The sequence below is a fragment of the Stenotrophomonas sp. YJH_SMC_16 genome, from assembly GCF_059367875.1.
On record NZ_JCAFRH010000006.1, the window covers coordinates 286,340 to 303,681 of the forward strand.

At 66.5% G+C, this 17,342-nt stretch carries 15 protein-coding genes; 6 read left to right on the forward strand and 9 right to left on the reverse strand.

Annotated elements, in window-relative coordinates:
* Positions 1 to 206 precede the first annotated feature (206 nt).
* Positions 207 to 2,015 (reverse strand): DUF885 domain-containing protein, encoded by a 1,809-nt coding sequence (locus tag AC5P6E_RS15455; RefSeq protein WP_126559932.1) that lies wholly within the window; start codon positions 2,013 to 2,015, stop codon positions 207 to 209.
* 112 nt (positions 2,016 to 2,127) lie between these two features.
* Here AC5P6E_RS15455 and AC5P6E_RS15460 point away from each other — a divergent pair, with 112 nt between their 5' ends.
* Complete coding sequence (locus AC5P6E_RS15460; RefSeq protein WP_019337620.1) at positions 2,128 to 2,484, forward strand: GFA family protein; 357 nt, start codon at positions 2,128 to 2,130, stop codon at positions 2,482 to 2,484.
* 5 nt (positions 2,485 to 2,489) lie between these two features.
* A complete protein-coding gene (locus tag AC5P6E_RS15465) occupies positions 2,490 to 3,296 on the forward strand; it encodes a DUF4349 domain-containing protein (protein ID WP_313208441.1) in 807 nt (268 codons plus the stop codon).
* Between the two features lie 31 nt (positions 3,297 to 3,327).
* On the opposite strand, the gene AC5P6E_RS15470 is transcribed toward AC5P6E_RS15465, so the two are convergent.
* Positions 3,328 to 3,621 carry a hypothetical protein gene (locus AC5P6E_RS15470; protein ID WP_313208375.1) on the reverse strand — a complete coding sequence of 98 codons (294 nt, stop codon included), beginning with the start codon at positions 3,619 to 3,621 and terminating at the stop codon, positions 3,328 to 3,330.
* Positions 3,622 to 3,689: 68 nt separating this feature from the next.
* On the reverse strand, positions 3,690 to 4,634 hold the full coding sequence (locus AC5P6E_RS15475) for a LysR substrate-binding domain-containing protein (RefSeq protein ID WP_010486365.1): 945 nt from the start codon (positions 4,632 to 4,634) through the stop codon (positions 3,690 to 3,692).
* A 115-nt stretch (positions 4,635 to 4,749) separates the two neighbouring features.
* On the opposite strand from AC5P6E_RS15475, the gene AC5P6E_RS15480 reads away from it, so the two are divergent.
* Positions 4,750 to 5,622 (forward strand): DMT family transporter, encoded by an 873-nt coding sequence (locus AC5P6E_RS15480; protein ID WP_099560113.1) that lies wholly within the window; start codon positions 4,750 to 4,752, stop codon positions 5,620 to 5,622.
* A gap of 583 nt (positions 5,623 to 6,205) precedes the next feature.
* On the opposite strand, the gene AC5P6E_RS15485 is transcribed toward AC5P6E_RS15480, so the two are convergent.
* Positions 6,206 to 7,108: a peptidylprolyl isomerase gene (locus tag AC5P6E_RS15485; RefSeq protein WP_248854487.1), complete on the reverse strand. Its 903-nt coding sequence runs from the start codon at positions 7,106 to 7,108 to the stop codon at positions 6,206 to 6,208.
* A 136-nt stretch (positions 7,109 to 7,244) separates the two neighbouring features.
* Between AC5P6E_RS15485 and AC5P6E_RS15490 the strand changes: the two genes are divergently transcribed.
* Both AC5P6E_RS15490 and AC5P6E_RS15495 read left to right on the forward strand, forming a co-directional pair.
* Positions 7,245 to 7,610 carry a PadR family transcriptional regulator gene (locus AC5P6E_RS15490; protein ID WP_071305498.1) on the forward strand — a complete coding sequence of 122 codons (366 nt, stop codon included), beginning with the start codon at positions 7,245 to 7,247 and terminating at the stop codon, positions 7,608 to 7,610.
* Positions 7,607 to 8,596: a sensor domain-containing protein gene (locus AC5P6E_RS15495; RefSeq protein ID WP_043396486.1), complete on the forward strand. Its 990-nt coding sequence runs from the start codon at positions 7,607 to 7,609 to the stop codon at positions 8,594 to 8,596. The genes AC5P6E_RS15490 and AC5P6E_RS15495 overlap by 4 nt, the downstream gene beginning before the upstream one ends.
* Before the next feature lie 110 nt (positions 8,597 to 8,706).
* Here the strand turns inward: AC5P6E_RS15495 and AC5P6E_RS15500 are convergent, their stop codons facing one another.
* Positions 8,707 to 10,014, reverse strand: a complete 1,308-nt coding sequence (locus AC5P6E_RS15500) for a polyhydroxyalkanoate depolymerase (protein WP_134958342.1) — start codon at positions 10,012 to 10,014, stop codon at positions 8,707 to 8,709.
* A gap of 93 nt (positions 10,015 to 10,107) precedes the next feature.
* Positions 10,108 to 10,698, reverse strand: coding sequence for a class I SAM-dependent DNA methyltransferase (locus AC5P6E_RS15505; RefSeq protein ID WP_019337630.1), 591 nt, complete (start codon positions 10,696 to 10,698; stop codon positions 10,108 to 10,110).
* Positions 10,699 to 10,847: 149 nt separating this feature from the next.
* Here AC5P6E_RS15505 and AC5P6E_RS15510 point away from each other — a divergent pair, with 149 nt between their 5' ends.
* Positions 10,848 to 11,303: a CopD family protein gene (locus AC5P6E_RS15510; RefSeq protein WP_019337631.1), complete on the forward strand. Its 456-nt coding sequence runs from the start codon at positions 10,848 to 10,850 to the stop codon at positions 11,301 to 11,303.
* A 313-nt stretch (positions 11,304 to 11,616) separates the two neighbouring features.
* Here the strand turns inward: AC5P6E_RS15510 and AC5P6E_RS15515 are convergent, their stop codons facing one another.
* The 3 genes from AC5P6E_RS15515 to dnaE form a co-directional block, all read right to left on the reverse strand.
* Positions 11,617 to 12,576, reverse strand: a complete 960-nt coding sequence (locus AC5P6E_RS15515) for an acetyl-CoA carboxylase carboxyltransferase subunit alpha (RefSeq protein ID WP_043396479.1) — start codon at positions 12,574 to 12,576, stop codon at positions 11,617 to 11,619.
* 113 nt (positions 12,577 to 12,689) lie between these two features.
* A complete protein-coding gene (locus AC5P6E_RS15520; RefSeq protein WP_049482820.1) occupies positions 12,690 to 13,559 on the reverse strand; it encodes a hypothetical protein in 870 nt (289 codons plus the stop codon).
* 63 nt (positions 13,560 to 13,622) lie between these two features.
* On the reverse strand, positions 13,623 to 17,210 hold the full coding sequence (gene dnaE, locus AC5P6E_RS15525) for a DNA polymerase III subunit alpha (RefSeq protein ID WP_109814400.1): 3,588 nt from the start codon (positions 17,208 to 17,210) through the stop codon (positions 13,623 to 13,625).
* Positions 17,211 to 17,342 lie beyond the last annotated feature (132 nt).

Below are 17,342 nucleotides of genomic sequence, written 5' to 3' on the forward strand. Positions count from 1 at the left end.
GGAGTACTTCCTCGATTTGAGACTGGACTCGAGGAAGCTGTATATCCACATCGTCTGATTGAGTGGCGGCAGAAGCGGTGCGAACCAAGGTTCGCACCCACCAGGATGGCAGTTCGCACCGCCAGGATGGCAGTTTGCAACCGCCAGAACAGAAAACGGCCCGGGTTTTTCCCCGGGCCGTTATCATTCAGCTCACACCGGCGCGATCACTCGATCGGCTGGTCCAGCATCAGCTGGCGGGCGAAACGCACCGGCGGTGCGCCGTAGGACAGCATCTGGTCGTGGTAGGCCTTGAGGTTGAACTTGTCGCCCAGCTTGTCCTGCATCGCCTTGCGGGTGTCGAAGTGTTCCTGCGCACCGACAAAGTAGGTCGGTAGCTGCGCCGAGGTCAGCTGTGCACGCACCCACTTGCCCGCTGCCTCGCTCTCCTGCTGGAACGCATCGTGGGTCATCAGGTGCATCGCCTTCTCGCGATCCCAGTTGTCCACGTGCACGCCCTGGTCGAGGATCGCGTTGGAGATCGTGCGCAGGTAGAACTTCAGCTGCACCAGGTGGAACAGCGGGTCGTTGTTGAGGTAGCCCTGCTCCTGCATCATGCGCTCGGTGTAGACCGCCCAGCCCTCGGCGAACAGGCCTGAACGCAGTACCGCACGCAGGGTGGAGGGGAACTTCGCCGAATGCCAGCCTTCCAGGTAATGGCCCGGGGTGCCTTCGTGGATGCTCAGCAGGTGGATCATGCGCGAGTTGTACTCACGCAGGAACGAGTCGACCTGCTTGTCGTTCCAGTCGTCCGGAATCGGCGACACGGCGTAGAAGGTCTTCAGGTTCTTGTCCAGCGGGCCCGGTGAATCGCAGTAGGCCACGGCCACGCCGCGCTGGAATTCCGGCATCAGGATGATGTCCACCGGCGCATCGGGCAGCGTCATCAGGTCGTGCTCGCGCACGAACGCGGTGGACTGCTCCAGTGCGGCCTTGGCATCGTCGACCACCTTGTCGCGTGCCGGCTTGTCGGCGTAGGCCAGTTCCAGCGCGGCCTCGATCGCCTTCTGCTGCTGCTCGTCGGTCGGCTGCGCCGGCATTTCCGGCGCACCCGGCTTGTCCTTCAGCACGGTCTGCGCGATGCCGTACATATCTTCGCGCACGCGCTTGAGTTCGGCACGTGCACGCTCACCGATCTCCTGGCGCGACAGCGACGAGCTCAGCGCGAACTTCAGCTTCTGGTCGTACTTTTCCGCACCGATGCGGAAATCGCCCTTTGCGTTCGGCACCAGGGTCTTGTCCAGCCAGGTCTGCTGCTCGTCCACCGCCTTCTTCAGGCCGTCGATGGCCGCCTGCAGGCGCTGCTGGTCGGCCTGCGGCAGTTCACCGATGTGCGGCGTGATGAAGGTATCGACGATGCTGAGGATGCCCTTGTTCTGCTTGGCCACGGTCTCGGCATGGATCTTCGGCACGCGGGCCGGATCCAGGTTCTCGCGGGCCTGGGCGAAGATCGCCGGCAGCTTTTCCATGCGCGCGGTGGCCGACTTCAGGCGCTCCGGCAGCGGCGCGAACTCGCGGGCCATCAGGCCGTAGATCGCGCTGCCGGCGATGCCGTTGTACAGCTGCGGGTCCCACTTGCCGGACTGCAGCACTTCGGCGTTCCAGATTTCCGATTGCAGCTGGTTGCGCAGGATCGCCGCGTCCACCTGGTTCTCGCGGCCCAGCTTGGCTACCTCGATCTTGTCCAGTTCGCCCAGCAGCGCCTTGTATGCCGCCACGGTCTTCTGCTGGCCGGCGGCGCTCAGGTCGTCCAGTTCGCTGTCGTAGCGGTGGTCGCCGATCTGGGTGGCGCTGACCGGCGACAGCTGCATCCAGGTGTCCAGGGCGCGCTTGGACAGATCGGCGAAGGCGGCATCGACCGCCGCGTCACCGGCCTGCTGGCTGGTGGCCGGGGTGGAAGCGTTGGTCGGGGCGTCGGCCGGCTGGCAACCGGCGAGGGCGGCGACCAGGGCGAGGGCAAGAAGATGCGGGCGCATCGGCGTTCCTGTACAGGGTCAAACCCCGAGCATAGGGCCCCGGGGCTGCTTTGTCCCCGTGCCATAGGATTACCATGGGCGCAGACACGGACCCTCCAGCGGAGCGCAGGACATGGAATACCAGGGAAGCTGCCATTGCGGCAGGATCGCATTCACCGTACAGGCCGAGGCGCCGATCAGCGACGTCATCGACTGCAACTGCTCGATGTGCCGCCGCCGCGGCAGCCTGCTGTGGTTTGCCCCGCGCGAGGCGTTCCAGTTGGCCACCGATCCGGCGGACGTGGCCACCTATCATTTCAACAAGGCCCATATCGATCATCACCATTGCCGTGAGTGCGGTGTCGCGCCCTACAGCGAAGCGGTGGACCCGCGCACCGGCACGCCGATGGTGGCGGTGAACGTGCGCTGCGTACCGCAGGTGGATCTGGGCACGCTGGCGGTGACTTCCTATGACGGAGCTGCACTGTGAGGCCGATGCGCGCGTGGACGCGCGTGGCGGCGATGCCGGTGCTGCTGCTTGCATTGGCAGCCTGCGCCAAACACGGCGATGCAGCGGCCGATGCGGGCGCCAGTGCCGCCGAAGCTGCCGTCGCTTCACCGGAAGGCGCATTCCTCGCCTACGAACACGACGTGCAGGTGCAGCTGGAAGCGGCGCAGATCGCACCCCGCATCCAGCAGGTGGCGCAGGCCTGCCAGAGCGCGAAGTTCGGCGATTGTGCGGTGCTGCAGGTCGACCAGCGCAGTGGCGAGCAGCCCAGCGGCGAGGTCAAGGTACGTATCGCGCCGAAGGGCACTGAGCCCTTGATCGCGTTGGCCGGTGAGGGGGGCACGCTGCAGTCGCGCAACACGCGCGCCGAGGACCTCGCTCAGGCGGTGGCCGATACGGCACTGACCAAGGCACGGCTGGAGAAGGAGCACGCGCGGCTGCTGTCCTACCAGGACCGCAAGGACCTGAAGATTGAAGACCTGATGGCGATCACCACGCGCCTGTCGGAGATCGAAGCGGGTGTCGAGCAGGCCAACAAGGATGCCGCGCAGCAGCGCCGGCGCATCGATACGCAGCTGGTGACGATCCATTTCGACACCACCTCGGGCCAACGCAGCCGCAGCGAAATCGGTGAGGCGCTGAGCGAGTCGGGCAGCATCCTCAGCACCAGCGTGGCGTTCCTGATCCGCGCGGTTGCCGCGCTGCTGCCGGTGGCGGTGCTGGCCTTGATCGCGGCCTGGGGTGTGCGGGCGTGGTGGCGTCGCCGTCGTCGCAAGCTACCCCCCAACCTCTGAGGTGAAGGCTGATGCCGGTAGCCTGCCGGCATCAGCCCTCGTCGGTCTCGTACTCGACGAACACATCCAGTTCCAGGGCCAGCTCCTGCACCGCATCGCGCACCTTCTGCGCGGTGCTTTCATTGCCGACTTCCACTTCCACCTCGTGGATGCCCGGGCCGATGTCATCGGACAGCCCGGCCGAACTGGAATCGTCGTCGTCCATGTGCGGCATCAGGTCGTCGGTTTCCTCGACATGTTCGATGCCGTCCAGGCCGAGCAGCAGGTCGCTGATGGCGCGGGCGTCGTCTTCGGTTCCGGTGATGCGCAGTCGCAGCATGGCCATGGCATAGGTACGTTGTGGGTTCGCCAGCAGCCTAGCCAGCGTGAAGCAAAGAGCGGGTGAGGGCGCAGTCAGGCGCGTGTGGCCGGGCGCCCGAGCAGGCTGTCCGGCAATGCCGGAATGGGCGTGCGTTCGTCCTGCGCCTGCTCCAGCAACCAGTCGATGAACAGGCGCGCGGTGGGGCTGGGTGGTTGTCCTTCGGCATGCACCACGTGATACGCATAGCGCGCCTTGAGCGCCGGGCCGGGCAGGCGCACCACCTCGTAGCGCTGCAGGTAGGGTTGAGCGATGTGGGTGCGCGCCAGCACCGCACCCATGCCGTATACCGCTGCACGCATCGCATCGGTGCTGTCGGCGAAGGTGTGCATCGGCGGCAGCGGCGACGGTGGGCGCACGCCGGCGTGACGGAACCAGTCGCGCCAACCCTGCGGTGACAGGTCGGTCAGCAGTGGCAGCTCGGCGATGCGGGCCGGATCGTCCAGCGTTTCGACCCCGGCCAGCGCGGGTGAGGCCACCGGGAACAGGTAGTCGTCCATCAGATGCTGCGCACGCAGGCCCGGCCATTGGCCCAGGCCGTAGCGGATGCCGACCTCGGGCCCATTGTCGTCGTAGCGATCCAGGCCGCTGCCGGTGTGCAGCTCGATGCGGATGTGCGGATAGGCCTGGGTGAAGCGTGGCAGTCGAGGCAGCAGCCAGCAGTAGGAAAGCGAGCGCAGCGTGGTGATCCGCAGCGGCACGCTGTCGGCATCCGGCTGCAGATGATGGGCGACCGCCGCGACATCCGTGAAGGCGGCGCTGGCGGCGTCGGCCAACTGCCGGCCCTCCGCGGTCAGGCGCACGCCGCGGGCATGGCGCAGGAACAGCCGGGTCTCCAGTACCTCTTCCAGGCGCCGCACATGGTGGCTGACCGCGCTGGCCGTCAGGTGCAGTTCCTGCGCGGCCTGGGCGAAGTTCTGATGGCGCGCCGCGACCGCGAAGACGGCCAGTGCGGGGAGCAGGGAAGGGCGTAGCTGCACGGCGAGCCTCAAACCATATTTGTGGCTGGCAGCGATACTACTCGCTTGTGCGGCGGGCGTCTGCACCCGATCCTGTCTGCCTTGGCGAGAAACAGACGATGGACGGAGGCAGGGTATGAATGCGGTCCCACAGGCGGTCGAGCGCGACTGGCGCACGCCGCTCGAATTGACCCTGCTGGGCGCCATCTGGGGCTGCTCGTTCCTGTTCATGCGGGTGGCGGTGCCGTCGTTCGGCCCGTTCGCGCTGGTCGAGGTGCGGCTGGTGCTGGGCGCGCTGGTGCTGCTGCCGTTCCTGTGGCGCGCCCGCGCGCAGTTCCCGCCGCGTCGTTGGCTGTGGCTGGCACCGATCGGCCTGATCAATTCGGCGCTGCCGTTCGTGCTGTTCGCCTATGCTGCCGAGCAGGCGCCGGCGGCGATCGGCGCGATCTGCAATGCGATGACCGTGCTGTTCGCCGCGCTGATCGCCTTCCTGTTCTTCGGCGAGAAGATAGGCATGCGCCGCGCCGGCGCCTTGCTGGTTGGTTTCGCCGGCGTGGTGGTGCTGGCCACCGCCAAGGTGTCCGGCCTGAGTATTGGTACCGCAGTGATCGCCGGCGCTGCGGCGTCGTTGCTGTACGGGCTGGGCGTGAACCTGGTGAAGCGGCACATGACCGGCCTGCCATCGGCCGCGGCGGCGGCAGCCACGCTGTCGTGTGCCTCGCTGTGGATGCTGCCGATGGCGGTGACGCACTGGCCACAGGCCGCCATTCCGCTGAAGGCCTGGGGTGCAGCGATCGCCTTGGGCGTGGCCTGCACCGGCCTGGCATTCCTGATGTTCTATCGCCTGATTGGCCGCATCGGCCCGTCACGCGCGTCGACGGTGACGTACCTGATTCCGCTGTTCGGCGCGGCGTTTGCGTGGTTGTTCCTGGGCGAGGCGGTGACGGTACAGATGTTGGTGGCGGGGGCGTTGATTCTGGGGAGCGTGGCGGTGAGTCAGAAGGGCTGAGGCGTTGGCGTTTTGCGCGTGGCGCGTGCTGAAGGTGCTTCATTGTTCATGGGCGTCACTTTTCTTTTCGCGCGAAAAGAAAAGTAACCAAAAGAAACGCGCCGCCAGGTCGCGAGCCGCCGCGCTTCGCACGTCGGTCCCCTGCGCTTCTCGGTGAATCAGGGGACGGTGCCGAACTCGCTGCGCTCAGACATCGGCACCTCTTCGCCCCTGATTCCCCTGCGATGCTCGGCTCGCTCAAGGCGGACCCAGATCAAAGGCCACAGCTGCACCCAGTAGATCCACGCCATGCGTGGATGCTCTTGCTGTTGATCTTGACCTTCCAGTCCGCCTTGAGCGAGCCGAGCACCGCAGGTCCGGCGAGGGCGAAGAGGCGCCACGCACTTTTGTAGAGCCGAGCCATGCTCGGCTGCTCTCCGCGCCGTCCCTCGACGGGCCGAGGAGCGCAGGGTACCGGCGCGCAGCGCCGGCTCGCGACCGGCGGAACGTTTCTTTTGGTTACTTTTCTTTGCGTACAAAGAAAAGTAACGCCCATGAACAGTGACGTACCTTCAGCACGCGCAACGCGCAGCAAGCCAGGCTCCTACCGCACCGGCACCGGAATATTGCAGAGATCGATATGTCCCGCCGGACGCTTGTAGAAATCATCCACGCGATTGCGTCGCGCCTCTACCGTATCGGCGAAGGTCTTCGAATCGGTGCGCAGCACCTGGATCGGCGTGCGCTCTGCCGCCGGCACGTCGCTGGCACGGCGGATCGACACGATCGGCGTACGCAGCTTCGGGTCGGTGTAGAAGCCCATCGGCGCCGGGCCGCGCGGCGTCGCGCTGAGCAGTTCCATGCCCTTCAGCACGCGACCCACCAGCGTGATGTTGCGGTCGAGCTGGCGCGGTGACTGGCCGGTCACCACATAGAGTTCGGCGCCGATGCTGCTGTCTTCCTCGTTGCTGCGGCCGGCACCGAGCATCCCGTAGCAGTGCGCCAGCCAGGCCTTGCCGGCCTGCGGGTCCTGGCCGACCGGGAAGCCGTCGACGAAACCGGTCTGCGCGGCCCAGCCATCGCGGTCCGGCAGCACGCTGACCTTCAGGCCGGCGCTGGCGCGCTCGAACTCGGCCGGCAGCTTGCGCGCGGCACTGCCGAACGGCTTGGCCTTGGCTGCGTCATCGGCGTCGGCATCGCCGAACTGCACCACGAAGTTGTCCTGCGAGCGGTAGATGCTTGTGCCGTCCCAGAAATGCTCGTGGGCGAAGGTCTGGATGTTGGCGACATGGCGCGGGGCGAACTGCGGCGCCAGCTCGATGATCACCCGCCCGGCGGGCAGGTCCATGTACAGCAGGTTGGCCGGGTCCGGTGTGCGCCAGTCGCTGGCCGCCGAGGCATCGAGGATCTGCTGCGGGCTGCGGTACGGGGCGGCAGCGCTGGCCAGCGAGGGCAGCAGGCAGGCCAAGGCGAGGGCGGTCAGGGCAAGGCGACGGCGGTGCGGCATGGGAACCCCGGAACATGAACGAGGCTTCGATTCTGCGTGAGCCGCGCAGCCGCGCCAACCGGCACGATGACTAACGACACATTCGCTATACCGAACTTCGCACTACTGTGGACTTCAACGTAGTGGAGGGCCGGCCATGTCCGAGGACGATGTCCACCTGAAGAAGTTCCAGAAGGAGCTCAGCGCCGGAACCGTGTCGCTGGCCCTGCTGGCGGTGCTGGCCCGGGCCGGGGAGCCGCTGTACGGCTACCTGATCGCCAAGGAGCTGGAGCGGGTGGGCGAGGGCGTGCTGAGCGGCAAGCAGAGCGCGCTGTACCCGGTGCTGCGCAACCTGGAGGGCGCCGGGCTGCTGGAAAGCCATGTGGAGCCATCCAGCAGTGGTCCGCCCCGGCGCTACTACCGCATCAATGAACGTGGCCGCGGCGTGCTGGCGCAGTGGCGCCAGGCCTGGCAGGCCACCCGTGATTCCGTCGATTCCGTGTTGGAGGGGGTACCGCAATGAACGACCCGAGCCTGGCAGGCCGCGCCCTGCCGACCACCATCCCGCAGTATCTGGCGCAGCTGCGCGCGGCGCTGGAAGGTGCCGATCCGGCGATGGTGCAGGACGCGTTGTACGACGCCGAAGAATACCTGCGCTCGGAGCTGGCGGCGCAGCCAGGCCGCAGCGAAGCCGAGGTCATCGCCGATGTGGCCGGCAGCTATGGCGCCCCGGACGAAGTGGCCGAGATCTACCGCGAGACCGAAGTGACGGTGAACCGCGCGCTGCGCACGCCGCGTGCGGATACCACGCCGGTGCTGCGTGCGGCGGCGGAAGCCAGTGGCGTCGAGCCGGCCTCACCGCCGCCGGCGCCGGTGCAGCGTTCGCTGCTGGCGCGTGTCTTCGGCGTGGTGACCGATCCGCACACCTACGGTGCGCTGTTCTACATGCTGCTGTCGCTGGCCACCGGCATCTTCTTCTTCACCTGGGTGGTGACTGGCCTGTCGCTGTCGCTGGGCCTGCTGATCCTGATCGTGGGCATTCCGCTGACCGTGCTGTTCTTCGGCTCGGTGCGCGGGCTGGCGCTGCTGGAAGGACGGCTGGTGGAAGCGCTGCTGGGAGAACGCATGCCGCGCCGTCCGCGCTACACCGACCGCAGCCGCACGTGGCTGCAGCGCATCGGCGACATGTTCACCGATGGCCGTACTTGGCTGACCCTGCTGTACTTCGTGCTGATGCTGCCGTTGGGCGTGGTCTACTTCACCATCGCGGTGACGCTGCTGTCGCTGTCACTGGGGTTCATCTGGGCGCCGGTGGCCGCGCTGTTCAGCGGTGACATTCCGGGTGTCTACATCGATGGCGTGAACGTGTTGCCGATGGCCGCCTCGCCGCTGGTGGGCATCGTGATCGCAGCCGTGGGCGTGCTGCTGCTGCTGTTGACGATGCACCTGGCACGGGGCATCGGCAAGCTGCACGGGCTGATTGCCAAGAACCTGCTGGTGCGGTTGTAACAGGCCAGGGGTCGGATCCCTGTTCGCAGAACAGGGCTCTGACCCCGGATCCCATCATGCTGGGTCAGAGCCCTTTCCGTTGGAAAGGGATCCGACCCCACGGCGGCGAGTTACCCCGCCTTTCGCCGCAGCGGGGTGACGTTGCTCTTCTTCTTCGCGGCCTTCGCCGCCGGTGCTTCGGCATGCGCGGCGAAGAAGTCGCGCACCTTCGGGTACACCACTTCGCGCCAGCGACGGCCGCTGAAAATGCCGTAGTGGCCGGCACCTTCGACGATGAAATGCTCACGGCGGTCCGCAGTGATGCCGGTGCACAGCGCCTGCGCGGCTTCGGTCTGGCCGAGACCGGCGATATCGTCCAGCTCGCCTTCGATGCTCAGCAGCGCGGTATCACGGATCGCTGACGGATCGACCTTCTCGCCGTTGACCACCCACTCGCCACGCGGCAGCAGGAAGTCCTGGAACACCACGGAAATCGTATCCAGGTAGTACTTGGCCGGCATGTCCAGCACGGCGTTGTACTCGTCGTAGAAACGACGGTGCGCGTCGGCATCTTCCAGGTCGCCCTTGACCAGGTCGGTGTAGAAATCCCAGTGCGAGCTGAAATGGCGGCTGGGGTTCATCGACAGGAAGCCGGCGTGCTGCAGGAAGCCCGGGTACACGCGGCGACCGGCGCCGGGGTAACTGGCCGGCACCGTGTGGATGACGTTGTTCTCGAACCACGACAGCGGGTTCTGCGTGGCCAGGTTGTTCACTGCGGTCGGGCTGCAGCGCGCATCGATCGGGCCACCCATCATCACCAGCGTGCGCGGCGTCGGTTCGCCACGGCTGGCCATCAGCGAAACCGCGGCCAGCACCGGCACTGTGGGCTGGCACACGCTGACCACGTGCAGGCGCTCGACACCGAGGTGGCGGATGAATTCCTGGATGTACGCAATGTAGTCGTCCAGGCCGAATTCGCCCTCGCTGGACGGCACCATGCGCGCGTCGACCCAGTCGGTCACGTACACGCGGTGGTCGCGCAGCAGCGTGCGCACGGTGTCGCGCAGCAGGGTGGCGTGGTGGCCGGACAACGGCGCAACGACCAGCACGAACGGCTGGTTGAGCATGGTATGCAGCTGGTCGGCTTCATTGCTGTGGCGCTTGAAGCGCAGCAGTTTGCAGAACGGCTTGCTCACTTCCTCGTGCACCACGATCGGCACGCGCTCGCCGTCGACCTCGATTTCGTTGATGCCCCATTCGGGCTTCTCGTAATCCTTGCCGATGCGATGGAAGAGTTCATTGACCGCCGCCAGGCGATCAGCGCCCGGCATCTGCGACCACCAGTGACCCTGGTTGGCGAAGAATCTGGCGTTGGCCTGGGCCTGATGCACCCAGGGGGCGAGCAGGTTGCGGGTCAGTTCGTGCAGTTGATAGAGCATGACGACCGAATATGTATGGTCATATGTTGCCGCGCAGCATATCCCATCCGGGTGTCCCGCAGGTTAAGTCGGCTGAAAATAATGAATCCGGATTCACATCCGTTCCAGCGCGGCCGCATCGCCTGCCAGGGCGGGGCCGAGCCAGCAATGCGACCCTACCGGCTGCAGGCCGTGCCGGGCCAGCGTGCGGCGGTACCAGCGCGCTGGGCGGGCCTGGAAGCCGTCGTGGTCGCCCTCGAACGCGTCCTCGGCGGCGAAGGTCTCCAGGAAGGCCACGCCGCCGGTCAGCTCGGCCACGCCGGCCAGTCCTGCACGCAGCTCGCGGTCGGGCACGTAGTGCATCACGTCCGAGCAGATCAGCAGGTCGACCGGGGCACAGGGCCGCAGCCAGGCGAAATCGCCGAAGCGGGCCAGGTGCAGGTTGCGGGTGCGACCGTAGCGGCGCACAGCGTACTCGCTGCTGTCGAAGCCGAGGTATTCGACCTTCGGACGCAGCTTCAGCAGCGGCGCGCGCCAGGCGCCTTCACCGCAGCCGATATCCAGCACGCTGCGGATCGGCCGCTCCAGGTAGTACTCGGCGCTGGCCACGGCCAACGCGACCTTGCGCGCCAGGCGGGCGCTGCCGCCGATGTCGGCACGGCGGTACCAGCGTTGGAAGTAGGCGGCGTCGTAGGTCTTGTCCATGGGGCGGTGCGCGGTCGGGGAAAACGGCGCCTATCGTACGGTGTTGCGGCGCGCCATGCGTCGATGTGTCGCGGCGGCGGTGCGTGGGGCGCGGTGGTCACCGCGTGCGAGAATGGCCGCCCATCTACGCCAGCCGCTGGAGCGAGCGCATGCAGAGCTACTACTGGGTGAAGACCTTCCACATCGTGTTCGTGGTGGCGTGGATGGCCACGGTGTTCTACCTGCCGCGCATTCTGGTCAACCTGGCCGAGACCGCAGGCCAGCAGGCCGTGACCGAGCGCCTGCAGCTGATGGGCCTGCGCCTGTACCGCTTCGGCCACTCGATGTTCGGCCTGGCATTCCTGCTCGGCCTGGTGCTGTGGCTGGGTTACAAGGTCATCCCGGATTTCCCGACCATGGTCGCGCCCGGTGGTGCCGGTTGGCTGCATGCCAAGCTGGGGCTGGTGGTGGTGCTGCTGGTGTACTTCAGCTGGATCGGCCGCCTGTTGAAGGGCGTGGCCAAGGGCAGGGCGTTGCCGTCGTCGCGCGCGCTGCGCTGGATCAACGAGATCCCGCTGCTGGCCTTCATTCCGATCGTGTGGCTGGTGCTGGCCAAGCCGTTCTGACAGTCTGTTATCCGTAGAGCCATGCTTGGCTCTACGGGTTCGCGTGATTCTTCGCCAAAGCAGAGGCATCCACGCATGGCCTGGATCTACTGGGTGCAGCTGTGGCTTTTGATGTTCAGGTCCGCCGTGAGCGAGCCGAGCATCGCAGGTGAAACAGGGGCGAAGAGGCGCCGATGTCTGAGCGCAGCGAGTTCGGCGCCGCCCCCTGATTCACCGAGAAGCGCAGGGAACCGGTGCATAGCACCGGCTCGCGTTCGGCGGCGTGTTCTTTGGTTACTTTCTTGCACGAGCAAGAAAGTAACAAGCCGATGAATCAGGCCGCTTCGTACGTGCCGTAGCTGCGCAGGCGGGTGTAGCGCTGTTCCAGCAGCTGTTCGGTGGACAGCTTGTCCAGCGCGTCCAGTTCGTTCAGCAGCACGGCCTTCAGGCGCTTGGCCATCTGGGTCGGGTTGCGGTGGGCGCCGCCGGTGGGCTCGCGCACGACCTTGTCGACCAGGCCCAGGCTCTTCAGGCGCGGCGCGGTCAGGCCCAGCTGCTCGGCGGCTTCCTTGGCCTTGCCGGCGTCCTTCCACAGGATCGAGGCGCAGCCTTCCGGCGTGATGGTCGAGTACACCGCGTATTCCAGCATCACGGTGCGGTCGCCCACGCCCAGCGCCAGTGCGCCGCCGGAGCCGCCTTCACCGATCACGGTGCAGATGATCGGCACCTTCAGTTCGGCCATCTCGATCAGGTTGCGTGCGATCGCTTCGGACTGGCCGCGCGATTCGGCGTCGATGCCCGGCCAGGCGCCGGCGGTGTCGATCAGGGTCAGCACCGGCAGGCCGAAGCGCTCGGCCATCTTCATCAGGCGCAGGGCCTTGCGGTAGCCCTCCGGCTTGGGCATGCCGAAGTTGCGCTTGATCTTTTCCTTGGTGTCGCGGCCCTTCTGGTGGCCGATCACCATCACGGAACGGCCATTGATGCGGGCCAGGCCGCCCATGATGGCCTTGTCGTCGGCGAAGGCGCGGTCACCGGCCAGCTCCTGGAACTCATCGAACATGACGCGGATGTAGTCGGCGGTATACGGGCGCGACGGGTGGCGGGCCAGCTGCAGCACCTGCCACGAGGTCAGGTTGCGGAAGATCTGCGCGGTGCGCATGCGCAGCTTGTCCTGCAGCGCGTGCACTTCCGCCTCGACATTGACCGCCGGCCCGGCACTGGCGTTGCGCAGTTCCTGGATCTTGGCTTCCAGGTCGGCGATGGGTTGCTCGAAGTCGAGGTAGTTCGGATTCATCGGAAGCCGTCGTGTAAAGAAGAGGGGAATTCTAGCCGAATGCGTGCAAACCACCCGTACGCCTTCGTCTGGAAGGCGACGGTAGCGCAGCCGGGCAGGGCGCGCCAGTCAGCTCAGGGCACCACCAGCGCGCTGCGGCCCATCAGCTGGCTGCGCTGGGAAACGAAGTCGTTGTAGGCCTCGTTGGCTTCCCGGCCCAGGCCGCTGCCCAGGGTGGCGGTGGCCGAGGTGAAGGCCATCTGCGCGTCGAAGTCCTGCTTGCGCAGGGCCTTCTGTTCATCGGCGGTGGTGGCCTTCAGCCAGCGCGCATAGACCTCGCGCAGCGGCGCGGCGTGCGCCTCGAAGGCGGGGTCCAGTGCCGGCAGGCTGGCCGGGGCCGGTTCCAGGCTGAATGCCGGGGCCACGTAGCCGGCCGGCTGTTCGCGCTTGAATGCACCGGGTTCGCCCATGCCTTCCTCGACGTAGGCGATGAAATCCGGGGCCGTGAATACCTTGGCCACGATCTGGCCGCCGCTGGAATCGACGTGGGCCACCACCTTTTCCTTCGGGAAGGGCTCGCGCACGCCGTAGGTCCAGGTCTTGTCGATGAACAGTTCGTGGTGCTTCTCGAACGGACCTTCGAAGTCGACGCCGCCCAGCTCGATGCCGGCCTTGCCGGTGCCGAAGTTCTTCAGCTTGCTCTCGTCGGTGACGTAGATCTCGCGGGCGACCACGTACTCGCTCAGGGTCGGGTTGATCAGTCCGCCGCGGCCATCGACGTAGACGATGAAGCGCACGTCGCCCAGTTTGTCGGTGTGCAGGCGGTGCTCACCGACGGCGAGCGAGATCGGGCGCGAACCCTGTGCGGCCACCGGCAGGTCCTTGCCATCGATGCTCAGCGCCAGCGGCGTGTCGGTCGGGTTGTCGATCTGGAACTCGATCTTCGACGGCGAGCAGGCGGCCAGGGCCAGAGCGGCGGCAAACGGGAACAGCAGGGTCTTCATCGGCAATCGTCCTTGATACTTGGAACGGGGAAACAGGGGGGCAGGAAAACCAGGGAGCCAGCCTCAGCTGGCCCACGGTGGGCTGTAGCGCACTTTCAGCGTGCGCACGGCCGGGTCGGCGCGCAGCGCCTCCATCAGCTTGGAATCAATGCGTACCGCGCTTTGCCCGGACACATCAAGCATGCCGGCGATGCCACCCTGCGGGCCCTTCAGCAGCAGGTCCAGGCGCAGCGGCGTGCGCCCCGGGCGATGGCGGTCGAGCAGGGCATTGATGCGCTCCCAGACCGGGCGCTGCTGGCGCAGGTCCAGGCGCAGCGACAGCCGCGTGGCGTAGTTGGCGCACACTTCGTCGAAGTCCCAGCACTGGCGGATGCGCAACGCGAAGCCGCCGTTGAATTCGTCCTCACGCAGGCCGCCCTTGACCACCAGGATGCGGTCCTTGGTCATCAGGTGGCCGAACTCGGCCATCGCATCGGAGAACGCGCTGCACTCCACCCGGCCGCGACCGTCCTCCAGCTGGATGAAGATCTGGCTTTCGCCCTTGCGGCGCACGCCGACCACCTGGCCGGCCAGCACGGTCTGCACTTCCGGGCGCCAGCGCTTCTCGCCGCCACCGCCGCCGCTGTTGGCGCTCCAGATCTTCTCCACCGAACCCAGGTCGTTGCCTACCAGATCGCGCACATCGTCGCGCCAGGGATCGAACGGGTGGCCGCTGAGGTAGAAGCCCAGCGTATCGCGCTCGCCGTTGAGGCGCTGCAGCAGCGGCCATTCTTCGGCTTCCGGCAGGTCCAGCTGGATCGAAACGGTGCTCGGATCGGGCCCGCCAAACAGCGAATTCTGCCCGGACGCACGCTCGCGTGCCATCTGGTCGGTGGCCTTGATCACTTCCGGCAGCTGCAGCATCAGCGAGGCACGGTTGCGGCCGAGTTCATCGAGCGCACCACAGTTGATCATCGCTTCCAGCGTGCGCCGGTTGAGCTTGGCCGAGCCGACGCGGGTGCAGAAGTCGAGCAGGTCCTTGAACGGGCCGCCCTTCAGCCGCTCCTCGACCACCGCCTCGCAGGCACCCTGGCCGACGCCCTTGATCGCACCGAGGCCGTACTGGATGGTGTCCGGGGTGACCGCTTCGAACATGAAGGCCGATTGGTTCACCTTGGGCGGCAGCACGGTCAGGCCAAGGTTGCGCACCTCGTCGAGGAAGCCGACCACTTTGTCAGTGTTGTCCAGGTCGGACGACAGCGTGGCCGCCATGAACTCGGCCGGGTAGTGGCGCTTCAGCCACGCGGTCTGGTAGCTGACCAGCGCATAGGCGGCGGCGTGCGACTTGTTGAAGCCGTAGCCGGCGAACTTCTCCATCAGGTCGAAGATCGCATCGGCCTTGGCTTCGTCCACGCCGTCCTTGGCCGCACCTTCGCGGAAGATCTCGCGGTGCTTGGCCATTTCGGCCGGCACCTTCTTGCCCATCGCACGGCGCAGCAGGTCGGCGCCGCCCAGCGAGTAGCCGCCGACGATCTGCGCCATCTGCATCACCTGCTCCTGGTACACCATGATGCCGTAGGTGTCCTTCAGGATCGCTTCGGTGCGCGGATCGGGATAGATGATTTCTTCCTGGCCGTGCTTGCGCGCGTTGAACGAAGGAATCAGGTCCATCGGGCCAGGGCGGTACAGCGACACCAGCGCGATCAGGTCTTCGAAACGGTCGGGGCGCGCGTCCTTCAGCAGGCGGCGCATGCCCGAGGATTCGAACTGGAACACCGCGCCGGTGTTGCCGTTGGCGAAGATGTCCTTGTAGGTGGGCGTGTCGTCCAGCGGGATCGCGGCGATGTCCACCGGCGGAATGCCGGCGCGCTCGTGGCGCTTGTTGATCGCCTTCACCGCCCAGTCGATGATGGTCAGCGTGCGCAGGCCGAGGAAGTCGAACTTCACCAGGCCCACTTCTTCCACGTCGTTCTTGTCGAACTGGGTGACCGGGTTCTTGCCCAGCCCGTTCTCGTCGTGTTCGGCATACAGCGGGCAGAACTCGCTCAGCGGCTCGGGCCCGATCACCACGCCACCGGCATGCTTGCCGGCGTTGCGGGTCAGGTCTTCCAGCTGCAGCGCCAGGTCGATCAGGTCGCGGACATCGTCCTCGGTCTCGTAGCGCTGGATCAGTTCCGGCGAGGCCATTTCCGAGCTGGGGCCTTCCTTGCCCTTGCCCAGTGCATCCTTCAGGTGGATGCCCAGGATGTTCGGGATCAGCTTGGAAACGCCGTCGACCAGGCCGTACGGGAAGCCGAGCACGCGACCGGAGTCGCGCACCACCGCCTTGGCGGCCATGGTGCCGTAGGTGATGATCTGGCTGACGCGCTCGCGCCCGTACTTGCGTGCGACGTAGTCGATCACCTCGTCGCGGCGGTCCATGCAGAAGTCGATGTCGAAGTCGGGCATCGACACGCGTTCCGGGTTCAGGAAGCGCTCGAACAGCAGGTTGTACGGCAACGGGTCCAGATCGGTGATCTTCAGCGCCCACGCCACCAGCGAACCGGCACCGGAACCACGGCCCGGGCCGATCGGGATGCCCTGGTTCTTGCCCCACTGGATGAAGTCGGCCACGATCAGGAAGTAGCCCGGGAAGCCCATCTTGATGATGGTGTTGAGCTCGAACTCCAGGCGCTCGAAATACTCTTCGCGGGTCTTGCCCGGCGCCAGCGGATTCTTCTCCAGGCGCTCTTCCAGGCCGTCGCGCGACATCTTCTGGATCCAGGTGTCCAGGGTCTCGTCGTCGGGCACCGGGTAGTTGGGCAGGAAGTAGGTGCCCAGCCGCATCTCGATGTTGCAGCGCTCGGCCAGCGCCAGCGTGTTGTCGATCGCATCGGGGATGTCGGCGAACAGCGCGCACATCTCCTCGGCCGACTTCAGGTACTGCTGGTCGCTGTACTCGCGCGGGCGCTTGGGATCGTCCAGCACGCGGCCGGTGGAAATGCACACGCGCGCTTCGTGCGCGCTGAAATCGGTGGGCGACAGGAAGCGCACATCATTGCTGGCCACCACCGGCAGGCCACGCTGGCCGGCCGCCATCAGCGCGAACTGGTTGAAGGTTTCCTCGCCCTCGCGGCCGGTACGGGTAAGTTCCAGGTGCAGGCCGTCGCCGAACACGCGCTGCCAGTCGGCCAGCTGCTGCTCGGCCAGCTCATGCTTGCCGTCCAGCGCCAGGCGCCCGGCCAGGCTCTGCCGGCCGGCCAGCGCGAACAGGTTGGCGTTGCCGGCCTTCAGCCAGTCCGGATGGATGGCCACACCGCCTTCCGGGCGATGGCCTTCCATCCAGGCGCGGGTCAGCAGCCGCGACAGGCTCAGGTAGCCCTCGCGATCGCGGCACAGCAGGGTCATCCGCCACGGGTCCTGGCCTTCCTCGGCGATCAGCACGTCGGCACCGGCGATCGGCTTGATGCCCACGCCTTCGGCGGCCTTGTAGAACTTGACCAGCGCGAACAGGTTGTTGAGGTCGGTCACTGCCAGCGCGGGCAGGCCGAGCTCGACCGAGCGCGACAGCAGGTTGGCCTGCTTGGCCTTCTTCGGGTCCGCCTGGTCCGGTTTGGCCGGCACACGGATGGTGGAGTCCGCCAGCGAGAACTCGGTGTGGACGTGGAGATGTACGAAGCGGGAGTTGGACATGCCGGACCAGGTTGGAGCGCGCGGGCCCCGGGTGCTGACGGGGGAATCGTCGCCGGGGTCGGGAAGCGCTGGAGTGCCCGGTCAGGGTAACGAGGGCGGGGGGAGGCGACAAGGACTTGACGGTACGTCGAT